Annotated in this window: 17 protein-coding genes and 1 other annotated feature; of the genes, 13 read left to right on the forward strand and 4 right to left on the reverse strand. The window is 35.3% G+C overall.

What is annotated here, in order from left to right; translation table 11 throughout:
* Nucleotides 1-67: 67 nt before the first annotated feature.
* From ACWG0P_RS06310 to ACWG0P_RS06325, 4 genes are all read left to right on the forward strand, one after another.
* Nucleotides 68-1,099, forward strand: coding sequence for a MerR family transcriptional regulator (locus ACWG0P_RS06310; protein WP_455801001.1), 1,032 nt, complete (start codon nt 68-70; stop codon nt 1,097-1,099).
* A gap of 48 nt (nt 1,100-1,147) precedes the next feature.
* Nucleotides 1,148-1,363 (forward strand) — a binding site (T-box leader).
* A 52-nt stretch (nt 1,364-1,415) separates the two neighbouring features.
* A complete protein-coding gene (locus ACWG0P_RS06315) occupies nt 1,416-2,072 on the forward strand; it encodes an amino acid ABC transporter permease (protein ID WP_455801002.1) in 657 nt (218 codons plus the stop codon).
* Nucleotides 2,065-2,790 carry an amino acid ABC transporter ATP-binding protein gene (locus tag ACWG0P_RS06320; RefSeq protein WP_455801003.1) on the forward strand — a complete coding sequence of 242 codons (726 nt, stop codon included), beginning with the start codon at nt 2,065-2,067 and terminating at the stop codon, nt 2,788-2,790. The genes ACWG0P_RS06315 and ACWG0P_RS06320 overlap by 8 nt, the downstream gene beginning before the upstream one ends.
* A 21-nt stretch (nt 2,791-2,811) precedes the next feature.
* Nucleotides 2,812-3,579, forward strand: coding sequence for a transporter substrate-binding domain-containing protein (locus tag ACWG0P_RS06325; protein ID WP_455801004.1), 768 nt, complete (start codon nt 2,812-2,814; stop codon nt 3,577-3,579).
* Between the two features lie 98 nt (nt 3,580-3,677).
* On the opposite strand, the gene ACWG0P_RS06330 is transcribed toward ACWG0P_RS06325, so the two are convergent.
* The 3 genes from ACWG0P_RS06330 to ACWG0P_RS06340 all read right to left on the reverse strand — a co-directional run bounded on the left by ACWG0P_RS06330 (nt 3,678) and on the right by ACWG0P_RS06340 (nt 6,868).
* Nucleotides 3,678-4,943 (reverse strand): cation:proton antiporter, encoded by a 1,266-nt coding sequence (locus ACWG0P_RS06330; protein WP_455801005.1) that lies wholly within the window; start codon nt 4,941-4,943, stop codon nt 3,678-3,680.
* Nucleotides 4,924-5,568: a TetR/AcrR family transcriptional regulator gene (locus tag ACWG0P_RS06335; protein WP_455792167.1), complete on the reverse strand. Its 645-nt coding sequence runs from the start codon at nt 5,566-5,568 to the stop codon at nt 4,924-4,926. Before ACWG0P_RS06335 ends, ACWG0P_RS06330 begins: the two co-directional genes overlap by 20 nt.
* A 100-nt stretch (nt 5,569-5,668) precedes the next feature.
* Nucleotides 5,669-6,868: an FprA family A-type flavoprotein gene (locus ACWG0P_RS06340; protein WP_455801006.1), complete on the reverse strand. Its 1,200-nt coding sequence runs from the start codon at nt 6,866-6,868 to the stop codon at nt 5,669-5,671.
* Between the two features lie 257 nt (nt 6,869-7,125).
* On the opposite strand from ACWG0P_RS06340, the gene nagA reads away from it, so the two are divergent.
* The 5 genes from nagA (at nt 7,126) to ACWG0P_RS06365 (ending at nt 11,992) form a co-directional block, all read left to right on the forward strand.
* Nucleotides 7,126-8,265 (forward strand): N-acetylglucosamine-6-phosphate deacetylase, encoded by a 1,140-nt coding sequence (gene nagA / locus ACWG0P_RS06345; protein ID WP_455792170.1) that lies wholly within the window; start codon nt 7,126-7,128, stop codon nt 8,263-8,265.
* A gap of 271 nt (nt 8,266-8,536) precedes the next feature.
* On the forward strand, nt 8,537-9,322 hold the full coding sequence (locus ACWG0P_RS06350) for an HAD family hydrolase (protein ID WP_455792172.1): 786 nt from the start codon (nt 8,537-8,539) through the stop codon (nt 9,320-9,322).
* Between the two features lie 20 nt (nt 9,323-9,342).
* The gene (locus tag ACWG0P_RS06355) at nt 9,343-10,206 is read left to right on the forward strand and encodes an aldose 1-epimerase family protein (protein WP_455801007.1); all 864 of its coding nucleotides are present in this window, start codon (nt 9,343-9,345) and stop codon (nt 10,204-10,206) included.
* A 139-nt stretch (nt 10,207-10,345) separates the two neighbouring features.
* Nucleotides 10,346-11,062 carry a glucosamine-6-phosphate deaminase gene (nagB, locus tag ACWG0P_RS06360; protein WP_455792175.1) on the forward strand — a complete coding sequence of 239 codons (717 nt, stop codon included), beginning with the start codon at nt 10,346-10,348 and terminating at the stop codon, nt 11,060-11,062.
* Nucleotides 11,063-11,137: 75 nt separating this feature from the next.
* Nucleotides 11,138-11,992 carry a Cof-type HAD-IIB family hydrolase gene (locus ACWG0P_RS06365; RefSeq protein WP_455793283.1) on the forward strand — a complete coding sequence of 285 codons (855 nt, stop codon included), beginning with the start codon at nt 11,138-11,140 and terminating at the stop codon, nt 11,990-11,992.
* Between the two features lie 40 nt (nt 11,993-12,032).
* On the opposite strand, the gene ACWG0P_RS06370 is transcribed toward ACWG0P_RS06365, so the two are convergent.
* Nucleotides 12,033-12,416 carry an aminoacyl-tRNA deacylase gene (locus tag ACWG0P_RS06370; protein ID WP_455801008.1) on the reverse strand — a complete coding sequence of 128 codons (384 nt, stop codon included), beginning with the start codon at nt 12,414-12,416 and terminating at the stop codon, nt 12,033-12,035.
* Between the two features lie 195 nt (nt 12,417-12,611).
* Here ACWG0P_RS06370 and ACWG0P_RS06375 point away from each other — a divergent pair, with 195 nt between their 5' ends.
* The 4 genes from ACWG0P_RS06375 to ACWG0P_RS06390 all read left to right on the forward strand — a co-directional run bounded on the left by ACWG0P_RS06375 (nt 12,612) and on the right by ACWG0P_RS06390 (nt 16,792).
* Nucleotides 12,612-13,487, forward strand: coding sequence for a Cof-type HAD-IIB family hydrolase (locus tag ACWG0P_RS06375; protein ID WP_455801009.1), 876 nt, complete (start codon nt 12,612-12,614; stop codon nt 13,485-13,487).
* A gap of 63 nt (nt 13,488-13,550) precedes the next feature.
* Nucleotides 13,551-13,859, forward strand: coding sequence for a thioredoxin (gene trxA / locus ACWG0P_RS06380; RefSeq protein WP_455801010.1), 309 nt, complete (start codon nt 13,551-13,553; stop codon nt 13,857-13,859).
* A gap of 488 nt (nt 13,860-14,347) precedes the next feature.
* Complete coding sequence (locus ACWG0P_RS06385) at nt 14,348-14,725, forward strand: hypothetical protein (protein ID WP_455793279.1); 378 nt, start codon at nt 14,348-14,350, stop codon at nt 14,723-14,725.
* 270 nt (nt 14,726-14,995) lie between these two features.
* Nucleotides 14,996-16,792 (forward strand): DEAD/DEAH box helicase, encoded by a 1,797-nt coding sequence (locus tag ACWG0P_RS06390; protein WP_455801011.1) that lies wholly within the window; start codon nt 14,996-14,998, stop codon nt 16,790-16,792.
* Nucleotides 16,793-16,818 lie beyond the last annotated feature (26 nt).

Below are 16,818 nucleotides of genomic sequence, written 5' to 3' on the forward strand. Positions count from 1 at the left end.
ACTTATCTTTTTTTATATTGACCTTCATCTAAGACGAGGGTTTATACTACATATGGAGGTGGTTTATATGAAAATAAAAGAATTAGCAAGTATGGCGGGTATGGAAGAAAACGTACTTCGCTTCTATGAAAAGAAAGGACTTTTATCTCCAAAACGCGATGATAATAGTTATCGTAATTATGATATCCAAGACTATCATATTCTTATGATTATACGTTTGTATCGTAAAATGGATTTTTCGATCGCTCAAATAAAAGAAATGCTATATGGTGAAGAAAGTAAAAATCCAGTGGAACTCTTTTTTCATCAACAAGCCGCATTAAATCAGCAAATCAAAGAACTTAGTGTAATACGTGAAGGAATCAATCAATGTTTAGATGAAATGTTAGTCGAGGAACATCAACAAGAAGTCATTACAACCCTATTACAAAATACCGCAGATCAACTTCAAACCCTACACTCCTGGGAAGATGAATGGGATTTCGATACATGGGCAGAACATTATGATGAAGATGTACATAAACCAGTTGGTGATGGATTAAAGTTTTATGAGCATTACGAAGAGGTATTGGATACATGTGCACAAGTTGTTTGTGAAGAGAATGGACATGTATTAGAGATAGGTATTGGTACAGGTAATCTTGCGCAAAGAATTGCTAAGAGACAACCAATTACAGGCATTGATCAATCCATTAAAATGCTTATGATTACAAAACGAAAATTTCCAAACATTCCTGTACGAACAGGAACCTATGGAAACATTCCATTCAAAGAGAATAGCTTTTCTACAGTTGTTTCTTCTTATGCATTTCACCATAATAATGACCAAGAAAAAGTGAGAGCTGTGCAAGAGATGGATCGTGTTTTATGTAACAATGGAAGGATTATCATCTGTGACTTTATGTTTCAAGATGCACAGGATGAAAAAGTATTTAAGGAAACTTGTTCACCACAAGAAAAAATCGAGGTAGAAGATGAATATTTCGCCCATATTGATAAACTAAAGAACATATTTCATAAGTTACACTATCGTTGTGAAGTTCTTGTATTAGAACATCACCTCCATATTTTGACTGCCTACAAGACTGAAAATTTATGAAAATAAAAAAATAGGTTGCAATTTGCTTACATGTGTGTATAATAATGTACATAAACAGTGAACAGAAGAAGTAACTATGGATGCCCTTATAGAGAGTTGCCAAATGGTGAAAAGGCAATAGGATGGAAGTAGTGAACGTGTCTGGGAGTTAAATTGGCAAAGGATAACCTGAGACAATTTCGTATACCATACGTTACATGGGTTGAGAGCTGATAACAATGTTATCAGAAATAAGGTGGTACCGCGTAAATTTACGTCCTTGTAGTTAATACAAGGGCGTTTTGTTTTATATACTTAGTATAAAGGAGGGAATCATATGAGCTTTAATTTTGAAATTATCAAAGATTACTGGCAATTAATCATCAGTGGAATGCCTTTGATTCTAGCATTATCGTTGATTGCGGCATTGTTAGGGACAAGCATTGGTCTTGCGACTGTATTTTTACGAAAAAAGGGATTCCTGTTTGAAAAGATCGTTGCTGGTTATATCGATATATTTCGAGGAACTCCAGTCTATGTTCAACTTGCGTTCTTCTATTTTGGATTACCAAGTTTATTTCCGGGACTAAATATTTCCGCATTTGTAAGTGCGTTTGTTATTTTCTCTCTAAACTCAGGAGCATACTTATCAGAAATTATCCGTGCTGGTGTAGAGAACATCGACAAAGGGCAGATAGAGGCAGCGAAAGCATTGGGTGTTAGTAAAACAGATATCGCAAAAGATATCATCTTACCACTTGCTTTCCGTAATGTACTTCCTGCAGTCGTGAATGAATTTATCACGCTTACCAAGGAAACTGCAATTGTAAGTGTCATTGGTTTACACGATATGATGTACTTCAACAATGCAGTAAACAGTAAGTTCTACTCTATGTTTGAACCAATGTTGGTGGTATTCATCGCTTACTACTTAATGAATAAGGTACTAAGCTTTATGGGAAAACTTATAGAAAGGAAGTTGAAATATGATTAGAGTTGAAAATCTATATAAAGAATATAGTGAAACTGTAAAAGTACTCTTTGATGTCAATTTCACTTTTGAAGATTCTAAAACCTATGCGATTATAGGAAGTAGTGGTGGAGGTAAATCCACATTAATTCGTTGTTTAAATTTATTAGAAGAGCCAACCAGTGGTGGTGTATATTTCAATGATATTAAAATTAATGATCCTTCCACAAATCTTGCGCAAGTACGTGAAAAGGTTGGGATGGTATTTCAAAACTTCAATCTATTTGAACATATGAAAGCATTAGATAACGTAACGTATGCGTTAAAGAAAGTAAAAGGCTTAAACAAAGAAGAAGCAGATAAAAAAGGCGTTGCCTTACTTGAAAAAGTAGGTTTAGGACATCGTATAGATGCATATCCACATCAGTTAAGTGGAGGAGAGAAACAACGCTGTGCCATCGCTAGAGCGCTTGCCATGGAACCTGAAGTACTATTGTTTGATGAACCAACAAGTGCCTTAGATCCAGAGATGACAAGTGAAGTATTAAAGGTTCTACAAGATTTGAATCATACAGGAATGACCATGATCGTAGTTACCCATGAAATGAATTTCGCAAAACATGTGGCAGACTATGTAATATACATGGATAAGGGAAACATTGAAGAATGTAGTAAAGCAGAAGAATTCTTTGAAAATCCAAAGACGAGAAGAGCAAAAGAATTCTTATCAAACATGATTTAATAAAAACAGGAGGAAAGAAAGATGAAAAAATTATTAGGAATTGCTTTAATTGCAGGTTTATTAGTTACAGGATGTGGATCTAGTGACACTGAAAAAGAAGCTGGAAAAGACAAATTGGTGGTATTAACAAATTCAGGTTACCCTCCATATGAAGAATTGGATAAAGAAGGAAACTTATATGGTTTTGATATTGATGTGATGAACCAAGCTGCTGAAATTGCTGGATATGAAATCGAAATCAAAGACGTTGACTTTGATGCTATCATTCCATCTATCAAAACAGGGAAAGCGGATATTGCCATCGCTGGTATCACTCCATCAAAAGAAAGAAAAAAATCAGTAGACTTCTCTGATGTATACTATTCAGGAGAAGATTCACAAAACTACTTGTTATACAAAGAAGCAAGTGGAATTAAGACACAAGATGATTTAGCTGGTAAAACAATTGGATGTCAAAGTGGTACTGTTCAATTTGAAGCCGCAACATATTTCCAAGATAATGTTGGTTCAAAAGTAGATGCGAAAAAAGACTATGCATCTATCATCGCAGAAATCAACAAAGGAAATAACGACGCTGCTATTGTAGAAAAAGCAGTTGCTCAAGAATTCTCCGCAAAAGATGCTGAATTCAAATATTTCAAAATCGAAGGACTTGCTGCTCTAGAAGGAAATGCAATGGCATTCAAACAAGGATCATCTTTAAAAGAAGAATTCAACAAAGCAATTCAAGAAATGAAAGATAATGGCGATATGCAAAAACTTATCGACAAATATTTCAATAAAAAATAAAACAAAGAAAGAGATATACTCCATAGTTTATACATTGGAAGTGTATCTCTTTTATTTATGATGAAAAGAAAAATACATAAATAGTAGAAAAAAACGAATCAACTTGATGTTGATTCGCATAAGTTTGTTGCATATGACTCTGTTTCTTTGGCATGAAATTCTCCTGCCCATTCAAATCCTTTTTTTGCCATGATGACCGCAATCACTTCGTTGATAACGGCAGCTGCCGCAATCGTCCCTTGCACGATCTGTGCGCTTTCAAATGCAGGTACACTAAGTACTGATACCGCAATACCAGTAAAGACGAGAGATACACCAGAATGAGGTAATAGAGTAAATCCTAGATATTTCTTGACGGTGGTAGGGGAGTTGGTAATACTTGCGCCAAAGTAAGCACCAACGTATTTACCTATACCTCTTGATAGGATATAAATCGCGGTAAATAAGCCTGCCCCAAAAATCAAGTGATAATCCAAAGGAGCACCTAAGTTTAAAATAACAATGATCATTGAGAAGCCCAAGAATGGATTGAACGCTTCCATAATTTGATCTAATCTTTCGCCTGAAATCATGTTAGCAAATGTTGTAGAAAATGACATTCCCATCAACATGAAGTTTAATACAGGTTTGGGCATCAAATATTCATTACATACAAACCCAATTCCAGCACATAAGAGTAAGGTCAAGATTAAGTACGTAAGAGAAGTAGTGTTGTTGTTATCTTCCTTTAGTAAACGACCTGCAATAAATCCTGGAAGTATCCCAATGAGGATAGGAAGTAGAACAGTTAAGACAATCATATAGATAGGAATGTTTTGATCTGATACGCGTGTTGCCACAACGGAAATCACAGTAAAGAACACAATCACGCCAACCATATCATCTAATGCGGCCATAGGAATGAGTGTCTTCGTAACAGGTCCATCCGTTTTAAATTCTCTAACAACGGATAAAGCAGGAGCTGGTGCTGTGGCTAAAGCAATACCTCCAAAGATAAGTGCTAAATAAAGCGGGATGTTTGTGAAGTAGAATACGATAGCAAAGACTAGACTTACAAAGAAGAAAGTACCAAGGGATTGTGTAAGGGTTGTGATGATGATTTGTTTCCCCATAACTCGAATTCTTTTCCAAACCAATTCTGTACCAATTAATAGTCCGACACTGCATTCTAATATATGAATAAGAGTTTCATACCATGAGGTTTGTAATAAATCGGTGTTGATGATGGAAAGAGCGTGAGGACCAACCATCATTCCTGTGAGTAACCATCCTAAAATAGCAGGGAGTTTAATTTTTGAGACAAGCTTTCCTACAAAGAAGGCAAGTAGGATAGAAAGTAATAATCTAATGATGAGTAGATTCATGTGTAGTGTTCTCCTTTACGATTCCATATAATAACATATCGATCATTTTTCCTAGTTTTGTTTCGTGTTCTTTCATGAGGGTATCAAAATCAACCCCTTCGTATATTTTATTGCCCCAATCGTTGTGGAACATATCTTGAAAGTAGGTGAAATACATAAGGGAGTCTTCTTGTGTGATCCCTTGACGAAGAGTGACATGTTGTAAGATGTTTGAGAATTGAATTACATTGAAGGCATCGAAGTCTTTTCGTATATCTTTGATTTGATTGATCAAATGCTTTGGTGGTTGTAAGATAGCGTGGAAAAAGAATTGACCATATGCAGGGTTTTCATGAAAGAACTGAACACGTAAGTTTAAGTAGTTCTTTAGATACGTATTCACATCTTTTATATTGGTGTCTATTCGAGATAAATAATCACTTAGTTTTTGAAAACATGCGCTTGTACATTGTAAGTAAAGATCATCTTTATTTTTAAAGTTATGATAGATGAGTCCTTTTGATATATTGTATTCGTTACATACATTATTTAAAGAAGCGCCTTCATAACTTTTACTTCCAAACTCTAGAATTGCGGCGTGCAATATTTTATCGTATGTTGCTTTGCTTTTTTCTGCTTGTTTCATCATATACCTCCAATAGTTGACTGCGTGGTCTATTTTAACACAAATAAACTAGGTGGTCAATTATTGGACGAAAAAAAAGCTACGATTTTTTTTCGTAGCTTTACATCTTCTTGATTTCTTCTGCGATTTCTTTTCCTGCTTCAACAAGAGCATCCAAATCTTCTTCACTCGGTGTATAGTTTTGCGCAAGAATCTTATCGTTAAGTAATGGAATACCAGCTTTTTCAATGCGTTCATTGATTTGTTTGGTAATCCCGTTAAACCAACCATAGGAACCAAATCCTAGCGCTTTTTTACCTTTTACTTTACAGCTAATCAAACGTTCCATGAATCCTGCAATACTAGAAGCCATGGTATTGTTGTAGTTTCCACTTCCTACTAAGATTACTTTTGCGTCTAGTAATTCTTTCATGATAACGGCTGGAGAAGTCTGTGAGCATTTGAATACTTTTACGCATACACCATTTCTTCCCAATCCTTCTGCTAAAGCCTCGGCCATCATTTGTGTATGTTTCCAAACACTCTCATAAACAATCACTGCTTTATCTACGGATTGAAATGTCGCAAATTCTTGATAAGCTTCCATGAGTTCTTTTACGTAAGTTCTCCAAATGATTCCATGTGCTGGGGCAATCATATCAATTTCAATTCCCATATCTTGTATCTGTTTTAATTTACCTGCGACTTGTGTACCATATGGCATAACGATGTTCGCATAATAATCTTTTGCTTTATCAATACATTTTGATACACCATGTGCATCATCGAAGATATCAAAGCTTGCGATATGTTGTCCAAAGGCATCGTTAGAGAATGCAATCTTTTGTTCCTTTACATAGGTTAACATATTGTCAGGCCAATGAATCATAGGCATTTCCACAAAGGTTAACGTATTCTTTCCAGTGCACAAAGTATCTCCACTTTTTACCTTGTGATAGTTATAATCTTTGAAGTATTGTTTTAACATGATACCAACGCCAGCATTGCTTGCGTAAGGCTTTGCCTTTGGGTAAACTTCCATTAGCTTCATAAACCCACCAGAGTGATCTGGTTCCGCATGTTGTACAATCACATTGTCAATTGGCTTATCTTGAATAACTGAGCGAACACGTTCCATCATCACATCAAAAAATTCTTCTTCTACTGTATCAATTAGGGTTATTTCTTCATCCACGATTAGATAGGCATTGTAACTAGTACCTTCTGATATAGGGAATAAATCTCCATGAAAATGACGACAGTTAAAATCATGAACACCAACCCAGTACATATTTTCTTTTATTTGTATTGCTTTTCTCATATGAACTCACCTCTTCTATTATTTTAATATGATAACCCTCACTTGTCCACTTATTTGATAAGGAATTCACGAGCCTTGAAGAAAGGATTTAAAAACAAGAATGTACTGTGAATTTTATGATAAATAATAGTGTTGATTTGTCATCTTTTGCATTTTTTAACGAAAAGCGTATCTTATTTAAAAATAAACTTGCATTTGCGTTTAAAAAAAGGAGTATGGGGAGTATAATAAAAGTAATAAACAAGGAGGAACTCTAGATGATTATACAAAGTAAGAGAGTTTGGGTTTTAGGACAATTTTTAGAAGCACAAGTTGAAATCGAAGACGGAAAGATTAAAAACGTCTTAGCGTATGGTACAAAACCAGCAGATAAAGATTATGGAAACAGAAGAATAGTACCAGGGTTCATTGATATTCACACACATGGTGCTTATGGATATGATACAAACGATGCAACAGAAGAAGGGCTTCGTAACTGGATGAAAAATATTACAGAAGAAGGTGTTACGGGTATTCTTCCAACAACTATTACACAAAGTGAAGAAGTTCTTACAAACGCTGTGAAGAATGTTGCAAAAGTAGTAAAAGATGGATATGAAGGTGCAGAAATATTGGGTATTCACTTTGAAGGACCATATCTTGATATGGTATACAAAGGAGCACAACCAGAACAATTTATCGCAAAACCAAGTGTCGAACAATTCAAACGTTATCAAGATGCTGCGGATGGATTGATTAAAATTATTACAATGGCAACTGAACAAGATGATGATTTTGCGTTAACAAAATATTGTGCAGCCAATGGTGTAGTAGTTAGTATGGGACATTCTGCAGCTACGTATGAAGAAGCAAGCATGGGGATTGCGAATGGCGCAAAATCTATGACACATATCTTTAATGGTATGACTGCATTCCATCACCGTAAACCAGGTTTGGTAGGAGCAGCAATGCGCTTTCGCGATACGTATGGAGAAGTCATCTGTGATGGAAATCACTCAGAACTTGCGGCATTAAATGATTTGTTTATGGCGAAGGGAAGAGACTATACCATCATGATTACAGATGCCTTAATGGTAAAAGGATTACCAGTAGGGACAAAAGTATTATTCGGTGGAAATGAAATTGAGTTATATGCGGATGGAAGTGCACATCTTACATCTACAAAGAACTTAGCAGGTTCAACGCTAAAAGTGAACCAGGGTCTTCAAGTATTGGTAGAAAAAGCAATGATTCCATGGGATTATGCAATCAATTCTTGTACCTTAAATCCAGCAAGATTATTAGGTGTAGATGATCGTAAGGGAAAGATTGTTGCAGGACATGATGCAGATATCGTTGTCTTGAATGATGATTATTCTGTAGAGATGACTTATATCAGAGGAAAACAAGCATTTTAAGAACGATGAAGAGCTGAGAAATCAGCTCTTTTATAAACTCATATCCACATAATCTAACATAATTTCGACATATTTAAAATGAATTATTTTCGTATACTAAAGGTGCAAGTAAAGAACAACTTGCATGTATGAAATACTCCCTCAAAAATTTTTCATACTTTCTCCCTTTCATAAATGATAATATACAAAGAAGATGTTTCCCCAAGACATCTTTTTTGTTTGTGTACCCCTTTGATTTAAGATATAATAGAACTTGAAATGAGGGTTCGCTATGAAACAAATAAAGGCAATTTTTTTTGATGTAGATTCTACAATGTATTCTCATCAAAATCATGATTTACCAGAAAGTACAAAACAAGCACTAACGAAGTTGAAAGAAAAAGGATATAAAATCGCAGTCGCGACAAGTCGTTGTCGTTGTGAACTTGATAATCTTCCATCCTTTTTTCGCTCTTTTGACTTTGATGCGAAGATATTTGATGGGGGAGCACTTGTGCTTGCGAAAGATACCTGCATTGATCAACACCCCATACATCCCTTACAAGTAGAAAAACTTGTAAAGCTCTCTGAAGAAGAAGGATTTACAATGCGTTATTCGACCATGAATGGAGATTATTTTGATCGTAAAAGCACATGGCGCATTGAAGATGAGTTCTTTCGTTTATACTTAAATATACCAAAAGTCAAAACATATGAAGGGGAAGATGTTTTCAATATGTTAGCGTATATCGAAAATGATGAACAAGAAAAGAAACTACGCCAACAATTGGATCGTTGTGCCATTGTAAAACATAGCAGTGGAACATTTGAAATTACAGCGTATGGAATTGATAAGAGTATTGGAGTTAAAAAGTTGTGTGAGCATTGGGGAATTGATATGGAAGAAGTGGCATGTTTTGGTGATGGTGCAAATGACGTGATTATGTTACAAGAAGCGGGACTTGGAATTGCGATGGGAAATGGAAATCCTAAGGCAAAAGAAGCTGCTGATATTGTTTGTGGACATATTGATGAAGATGGCGTTTATAAGATTTGTGAAGAATTGCATTTATTCTGAAATTCAAGGAGGACAATGAAATGAAATTACAGAATGATCGTTATGAAGTTACCTTTGTGAACAAAGGTGGAGAAATTCAAAGTTTTACAGATAAACAAACAGGGATACAATATATGTGGCAAGGAGATGAAGCAAACTGGTCTGGTAAGAATCCTAGTTTATTTCCTATCATTGGTAATACATTCTCAAAAACATATGAAATCGATGGAAAAGAATATGCGATGAATAATCACGGATTGATTCGTGGATTGGATTTAACATGTGTTAAGGATGATGGCGAAGAAGTCATTATGGAATTGTGTAGTGATGAAGATACGCTTGCAAAATATCCATTCCCATTTCATTATGAGATCAGTTATCGTTTACAGGATAATCGTTTAACGATTACGTATCGCATTACAAATACAGGGGATCAAGAGATGCCATTTACCTTTGGATTACATCCAGGATTTAATTGTCCTCTTACCAGCGATGAAAACTTTGAGGATTATACGTTAAAGTTTTCAAGCCCTGAAGATTTTGAACAATTGATCTTTGATCCGAAAAAAGAAACTCCGTATACATTAGAAAAAATACAACTACAAGAGATTCCTTGTGACTATGATTTAATTGAAAAGTATGCGACCCTTGTCTATAAACACCCAAAGAGTTCTTATATGACTTTAGAAGGGAAACAAGGACATGGTGTGCATGTATCCTTGAGTGGATATCCATACATCGCGATATGGACCGCAAAACAAGGGGCACCATTTATTTGTATTGAACCTTGGTATGGACATGGAGATTTTAGTAAAGTGGATGTAGATTTCTATCATCGTGAAGGTACCATGATATTATCTCCTAATAAAACATTTACAACTGCATATACAATTGAAGTTTTCTAGCTTTAAAAAACACAAAGAATATCACACGATTATGATTCATTAAGAATTGTAAAATTACTAATAACTAGCTTTAAAAGACTTCACATGCCTATGAATTAGAGGTATAATAAGTACGTGTAATAGCAGGAGGAGACTTGAAATGAAAGTAATCAAAGTAAAAAATTACGAAGAAGTAAGCAAAGAAGCATTCAATGTAATGAAAGAAGTTGTTACAAATAAGAAAGATGCAGTTCTTGGGTTGGCTACAGGATCTAGTCCTATTGGGCTTTATGAAAACATGATCAAAGATCATAAAGAAAATGGAACAAGCTATGCGGCTTGTCAGTCTTTCAATCTTGATGAATATGTAGGAATCGATCGTAATCATGAACAGTCATATTGGACATTCATGCATGAAAATTTATTCCATGGAATCAATCTTCCAGAAGATAAAATTCATGTACCATTTGGAAGTACAAAAGAAGATTGTGAAGCATACGAAAAAGCAATGGAAAATGTAAGCGTAGATGTACAAGTATTAGGAATCGGTGGGAATGGTCACATTGGTTTTAACGAACCAGGAACTCCATTCAGCGAAGAAACTCACATCGTAGAATTAACAGAGAAAACACGTCAAGACAATGCACGTTTCTTTGAAGATGATATGAACAAAGTGCCTACTCATGCGATTACAATGGGTATTGCGACAATCATGAAAGCAAACAAAATTTTATTAGTGGCAAGTGGCGCTAACAAAGCAGACGCAGTTGCGGCAATGGTAAATGGAGCTGTTGATGAAGCATGTCCAGCATCCGTTTTACAGAACCATAAAGATGTTGTAGTAATTGTGGATGAAGCTGCAGCAGCAAAATTATAAGATAAGGAAGTAGACCATTTTGGTTTACTTTTTTTCTATATCCGTTATAATTATGAAGTGGAAAGAGGATGGGATATGAGTATAAAATTAATAGCGCTGGATTTAGATGGAACATTATTAACAAAAGAGAAAATAATAGATGAAGAAACAAAGAAGCGTTTGATTGAAGCTTCTCAACGTGGAATTGTCATTGTAATAGCTACGGGACGCGATAAGGGTGGTATTGAGTTTGTGTACAAACCTTTACAGTTAGAGCATATTGGGAATAACTATGTAGCAGGTGTAAATGGACAAATCATTTATGATTTTCATAAGAAAGAATACTTTGTGGATAAAGTCTTTGGTGAACAAGATGCGTATAAAATCAATCGTCTAGCAAAGAAATATAATTTTGAATGTATCAGCTGTTGTGGATATGATCATTATGATTTCATAAGTACACGTTTGAAGATGTTAAAGAAAGTACGTTCTTTATTAGTAGGACATCCTATGGATTATGGATTCAATCAAGGAAAACGTCGTTTCTTATCCATTCATGATACAGAATATAAGATTACACAAGATATCAATAAGTTTGTATTGATTCAAACAGCATCCTTTTTTAAGAAGCATTTGTCTCAAATACGTAAAGATTTAGCAGAATACGATATATTAGAAGTAGGACCTGCTTGGATCGAAGTTATGCCAAAGGGTGTTAGCAAAGCAAGTGCTTTGTTAAGGATTGGAAAAGAGCTAGGCATTACAACGGATGAAATGATGGCTTTTGGAGATGCGGAAAATGATATGGAAATGATACGTACTGTAAAGTATGGAATCGCAATGGGAAATGCCATGGAAAGCTTAAAACGTGTTGCCTTTGATGTAACAGATACCAATGAGAATCAAGGAATTGTAAAAGCACTCGATAAATATCTTACATATGAGAACTAAAAAAGCATTTGAGTGATTTCTTCAAATGCTTTTCTTTTGCTTATAGCGAACGGATAATATCACTGGTATGTGCATCGATAAGGGTGATGACATCCTGTGGATGCATTTTCAATTGTAATCCAATCTTACCTGCACTAAACATAATGTGGGAATACGATAGGCAACTTTCATGAAAAAAGGTACGATATGCTTTTTTCATACCAATAGGAGAACAACCTCCACGTATATAACCAGTTATCTTTTGGATATCTTTCACATGTATCATTTCAATGTGTTTTACACCAGCGACTTTTGCGCCCTTCTTTAAATCTAATTCATATGCAACAGGCACTACAAATACAAGATATTCCTTTGTGTTTGATAGTGTTACCAAGGTCTTAAATACAGTACTAGGATCCTGTTGAAGGATGGATGCCACCTGCATACCATCGACTGCATCCTTTCCATGTGGTTAAGATAATACCTCATAGGAAAGTTTTGCTTTGTCTAAAATGCGCATGGCATTTGTCTTTTCATTGCTCATTTCATCACCTCATATGACAAAATTATAGCACGACTATATCACAGCGTCATCTTTTCTTTTGTGAGTGGAAATGATATAATTCGCTCAGGTGATAGAATGATAAAACTAATAGCAATGGACATGGATGGAACATTATTAACGCAAAATAATGAAATCCTGCCAAAGACAAAAGAAGTCTTAATGGCATTACAGCGTAAAGGGATACGTTTGGTGCTAGCAAGTGGAAGAAGTTATAGTCGACTTATGAAACATGCATTGGAATTAGAAATGGATAGGTATGGCGGCTACCTTGTGGAAATCAACGGGAGTGCCATTTATGATGTTCAACAGGGAAAACGTGAACGATTATCTCAAATGGAAGTACCTCAAATACATGAACTCTTCCATTATTTTATGAAGTGGAATGTAGAAATATTATCACATTTGGATGATGGTATGTACGATTATATGAGCGAAGCTATTTATCAAGAAAAAGCGGAGTATCGTAAGGTTCATAATCTTCCAGATGACTTTCCTTGGACACCTGGGCCATTTGAATTGTTGTATGATAATCGTCAAGGGTATCCAAGACATTTTCATATTCAAACACCAGAAGAAATTCAAGAGTGCGCGAACAAAATAAGTGTAACTTATCATGAAGATGTGATAGCGAACGTTATGGAACAGGCAAGGAAAGACTTAAAAGGCCGATATTGGGTTGGGTTAACCACCCCACGTTGGATTGAAGTCATGCCTTTGGGTGTAAGCAAAGCCCATGGCTTAAAAATCGTTGGAGAGCGTCTTGGTATTAAAGTAGAAGAAATGATGGCTTTTGGAGATGGGGAAAACGATATGGAAATGATTGCTTTTGTAGGGATGGGTGTCGCTATGAAAAATGCATTTGCCGGTCTTAAAGAAATTGCAAAAGAAGTGTGCGAAAGCAACGAAGAAGAAGGCGTTGCGAAAACTTTACAAAGACATTTTGATTTATGAGCATATTCATGTATACGTAGCATACATTGTGATATACTGTTAACGTAAATGGAGGTAGCTTATATGAAAATTATAAATAAAGAGAACTTCGAAGAAACAATTCAACATGGTGTTGTTTTAGTAGATTTTTTTGCGACTTGGTGCGGACCTTGTAAGATGTTAGCACCTGTACTTGAAGATTTATCTAGTGAATTTGCTGGAAAAGTAGAAATTGTGAAAGTAGATGTTGATCAAGATCAAGCATTGGCTATGCAATTTGGTATTATGTCTGTTCCTACTATGATTATTTTCAAAGATGGAAAAGCGGTAAAACAGCTACAAGGTTTTACACCAAAACCACAATTAGCTAGCGAATTAAACGCAGCACTATAAGAGGACATTCATCCTCTTATAGTGTGTATATGTACAATGAAAAAGGCACTCTTGGGGAAAGTGCCTTTTTCTAAGTATTATTATTATTTTGAAAGGGAGAAAGTATGAGTTTATTTTTGGGGGGAATATTCATACTTGGCAAGTATTAGCTACTTGCTGATTACAGTATATAATAATGTTGTCGTTTAAGTTTGTAGAAACCATGGTAAATTATGTGTTTTTCTATATGCTGTAATGTACTTTGTGTGATACAAAGAGGTACAAAAAAAGCACTTGGGGGGAAGTGCCTTTTTTGTAAAACTAATTATAAATTATTGAAAGGGAAGAAGTATGAACGAATTCTTACATTAAGAATTCTCATACCAGCAAGTATTCTCTTGCTGAACAAAGTATACAAAATGTATACGGTAGTATAATGTATTATTTATGTTAAATTGTGTGATGCATAGAGAAGTTTACATGCTATAATATAGGAACGAGGTGTCCTTATGAAAATACTTAATTTAATAGAATCTGAAGTTTTAAAACAAGCACAAGTAACCTTTGCGGATAAGTTTGTGGAACTAACACAAACGGATTTCTTCTTGGATGATATAGAAAAAGGTGAAATACATATAGATGGGATCGATTACCCTCTCTATATAAATACACATTATGTATACGAAGATCATTTGGTCAACAACAATAAAACAAGATATAAAGTGCATATAACATGTGTGTTGGTGAAAGAAAGTCCATATGAAGTCATCTATGATAGTCGAGGAAAATATTATGTAGCGTATGAAGAGGATGGTATTCAATTCGTTCTTTATGAAGACTTTCAAAAAGCAATCCAGCCTTTTATCCATGAAAAAGAAGCACAATAACAATATTTCGACAGGTTTCGTATAGAAAGTTTTCTATGATAACTATGGCAATATATAGATAAACACTATCCCTGTATCTGTATAGACGCTCATGAATCCCTATGATCTAATAAATAAAGTCCTCTTGTGGGGCTTTATTTATTATGTGTTGATATATTTTTCATTTTCTACTTATAAAAATAAATAAATTGACGAAGATATGAACGTGTGGTAAACTTACTAAGTTATTTATGAAGCTTTACTTGTCATATATATAGAAAGAAGGTAGCAATGACAAAATTTAATGAATTAAACATCAGCAGCGAGATTATGAAGGCTGTTGAGGAGATGGGATATGAAAATGCAACCGACATTCAGGCACAGTCCATTCCATGTATTATGGATGGCAAAGATGTTCTGGGTCGTTCCAATACAGGAACAGGTAAGACAGCGGCATTTGGTATCCCGGCAATCGAAAAAGTTTGCGTGGGTAATAAAAACCCGAATGCTCTGATTATTTGTCCAACAAGAGAATTAGTTACACAAGTAGCAACTGAATTAAGAAAGTTTTCCAAATATAAAGAGGGCGTTAAAATCGTTCCTATTTATGGAGGACAGCCAATTGATCGCCAAATCCAATTATTGAAAAGAGGATGTGGGATTGTTGTAGGTACACCAGGAAGAATCATGGATCATTTAAATCGTAAGACATTAAAACTTGCGGATACAAAAATGGTAATCCTAGATGAAGCCGATGAAATGTTAAACATGGGATTTAAAGAAGATATCGAAGAAATCTTAAGTTCTATGCCAGAAGGTAACCAACATCAAACCATTCTGTTCTCTGCAACATGGCCAGAGGCAATCTTAAGAATTACAAAACAGTTTCAAAATGATCCTGTTATGGTGGAAATCAAATCTGCACAGCGTACAATCGATACTGTAGAACAGGTGTATTATGAAACACCACGTGGAAAGAAGAACAATGCATTACGCGTTCTTTTAAATCATTATGATCCAGAACTTTGTATGATCTTCTGTAATACAAAGAGAATGGTAGATGAATTAAGCACGGAATTAAACAATCACGATATCAAAGCATTATCTCTTCATGGAGATATGAAACAAGAATTCCGTACAAGAGTAATGGAACAATTCCGTTCTGGAAAATTCCAAATCTTAATCGCAACAGATGTTGCGGCTCGTGGAATCGATGTAGATGATATTGATTTGGTTGTAAACTTTGATATTCCTCAAGACAATGAGTACTATATTCATCGTGTAGGAAGAACGGGTAGAGCAGGTAAAAAAGGTGTTGCCGTTACTTTAATCAGTGGTGGTAAACAACGTAATGCAATCCGTGATATCATCCGTTATACAAAAACAAATATCGCTCGTCATGCACTTCCAACATCAGCACAACTGATGGCAGCAAACCGCAATGCCTACATAGAGTCTGTAAAATTGGCTTGTAATGAAGGTATTACAGAAGAAAGCATGGAAATTGCAAATGAATTGATTGCGGAAGGAATTGCAGTAGAAAATATTTTATCTGCTTTAATTTCTATGGCATACAAGAATGAGATTATTGATATTGAAGAAGAAGAAAATGCAAAACGTTACGCTTCTGACTTCGATGCAGTTACATTAAAATTCAGCATTGGTCGCTCACATGGTGTAAAACCTGGTAATATCGTAGCAGCAATTGCAGAAGAAACTAGTCTAACAAGCAAAGCAATCGGTCGTATTGATGTACGTCCTAGCTTTACCTTAGTAGATATTGAAGCAAATAAGGTGGATGCTGTCTTAACAGGTATGCAAAGAAGCCATATTCGTGGACAAGAAGTAATGGTTGAAATCGATAGCGCTCCAAAACGTAGATCATCTGGCGGAGATCGTGGTGATCGTCCAAGAGGGGATCGTCCAAGAGGAGATCGTTCTAGAGGAGATCGCAACAGTGGTGGAGAACGTCGTCGTTCAAAAGACGATGGTAAGAGTCGTGGAAGTGCTCCTGCGAAAGAGAAATCTTCTCGTCGTAGTGGAAACCATGACAAAAGCGTTCGCAAATCAAAAACGAAAACGAAGTAAATGAAAAAGGATTCCTTGGAATCCTT

The sequence above is a fragment of the Amedibacillus sp. YH-ame6 genome (assembly GCF_053848845.1).

What these genes read in the sequence shown, in the direction of transcription:
- ACWG0P_RS06310 (WP_455801001.1), top strand. Translation starts at nt 68, where the DNA reads ATGAAAATAAAAGAATTAGCAAGTATGGCGGGTATGGAAGAAAACGTA.
- ACWG0P_RS06315 (WP_455801002.1), top strand. Translation starts at nt 1,416, where the DNA reads ATGAGCTTTAATTTTGAAATTATCAAAGATTACTGGCAATTAATCATC.
- ACWG0P_RS06320 (WP_455801003.1), top strand. Translation starts at nt 2,065, where the DNA reads ATGATTAGAGTTGAAAATCTATATAAAGAATATAGTGAAACTGTAAAA.
- ACWG0P_RS06325 (WP_455801004.1), top strand. Translation starts at nt 2,812, where the DNA reads ATGAAAAAATTATTAGGAATTGCTTTAATTGCAGGTTTATTAGTTACA.
- ACWG0P_RS06330 (WP_455801005.1), bottom strand. Translation starts at nt 4,943, where the DNA reads ATGAATCTACTCATCATTAGATTATTACTTTCTATCCTACTTGCCTTC.
- ACWG0P_RS06335 (WP_455792167.1), bottom strand. Translation starts at nt 5,568, where the DNA reads ATGAAACAAGCAGAAAAAAGCAAAGCAACATACGATAAAATATTGCAC.
- ACWG0P_RS06340 (WP_455801006.1), bottom strand. Translation starts at nt 6,868, where the DNA reads ATGAGAAAAGCAATACAAATAAAAGAAAATATGTACTGGGTTGGTGTT.
- nagA (WP_455792170.1), top strand. Translation starts at nt 7,126, where the DNA reads ATGATTATACAAAGTAAGAGAGTTTGGGTTTTAGGACAATTTTTAGAA.
- ACWG0P_RS06350 (WP_455792172.1), top strand. Translation starts at nt 8,537, where the DNA reads ATGAAACAAATAAAGGCAATTTTTTTTGATGTAGATTCTACAATGTAT.
- ACWG0P_RS06355 (WP_455801007.1), top strand. Translation starts at nt 9,343, where the DNA reads ATGAAATTACAGAATGATCGTTATGAAGTTACCTTTGTGAACAAAGGT.
- nagB (WP_455792175.1), top strand. Translation starts at nt 10,346, where the DNA reads ATGAAAGTAATCAAAGTAAAAAATTACGAAGAAGTAAGCAAAGAAGCA.
- ACWG0P_RS06365 (WP_455793283.1), top strand. Translation starts at nt 11,138, where the DNA reads ATGAGTATAAAATTAATAGCGCTGGATTTAGATGGAACATTATTAACA.
- ACWG0P_RS06370 (WP_455801008.1), bottom strand. Translation starts at nt 12,416, where the DNA reads ATGCAGGTGGCATCCATCCTTCAACAGGATCCTAGTACTGTATTTAAG.
- ACWG0P_RS06375 (WP_455801009.1), top strand. Translation starts at nt 12,612, where the DNA reads ATGATAAAACTAATAGCAATGGACATGGATGGAACATTATTAACGCAA.
- trxA (WP_455801010.1), top strand. Translation starts at nt 13,551, where the DNA reads ATGAAAATTATAAATAAAGAGAACTTCGAAGAAACAATTCAACATGGT.
- ACWG0P_RS06385 (WP_455793279.1), top strand. Translation starts at nt 14,348, where the DNA reads ATGAAAATACTTAATTTAATAGAATCTGAAGTTTTAAAACAAGCACAA.
- ACWG0P_RS06390 (WP_455801011.1), top strand. Translation starts at nt 14,996, where the DNA reads ATGACAAAATTTAATGAATTAAACATCAGCAGCGAGATTATGAAGGCT.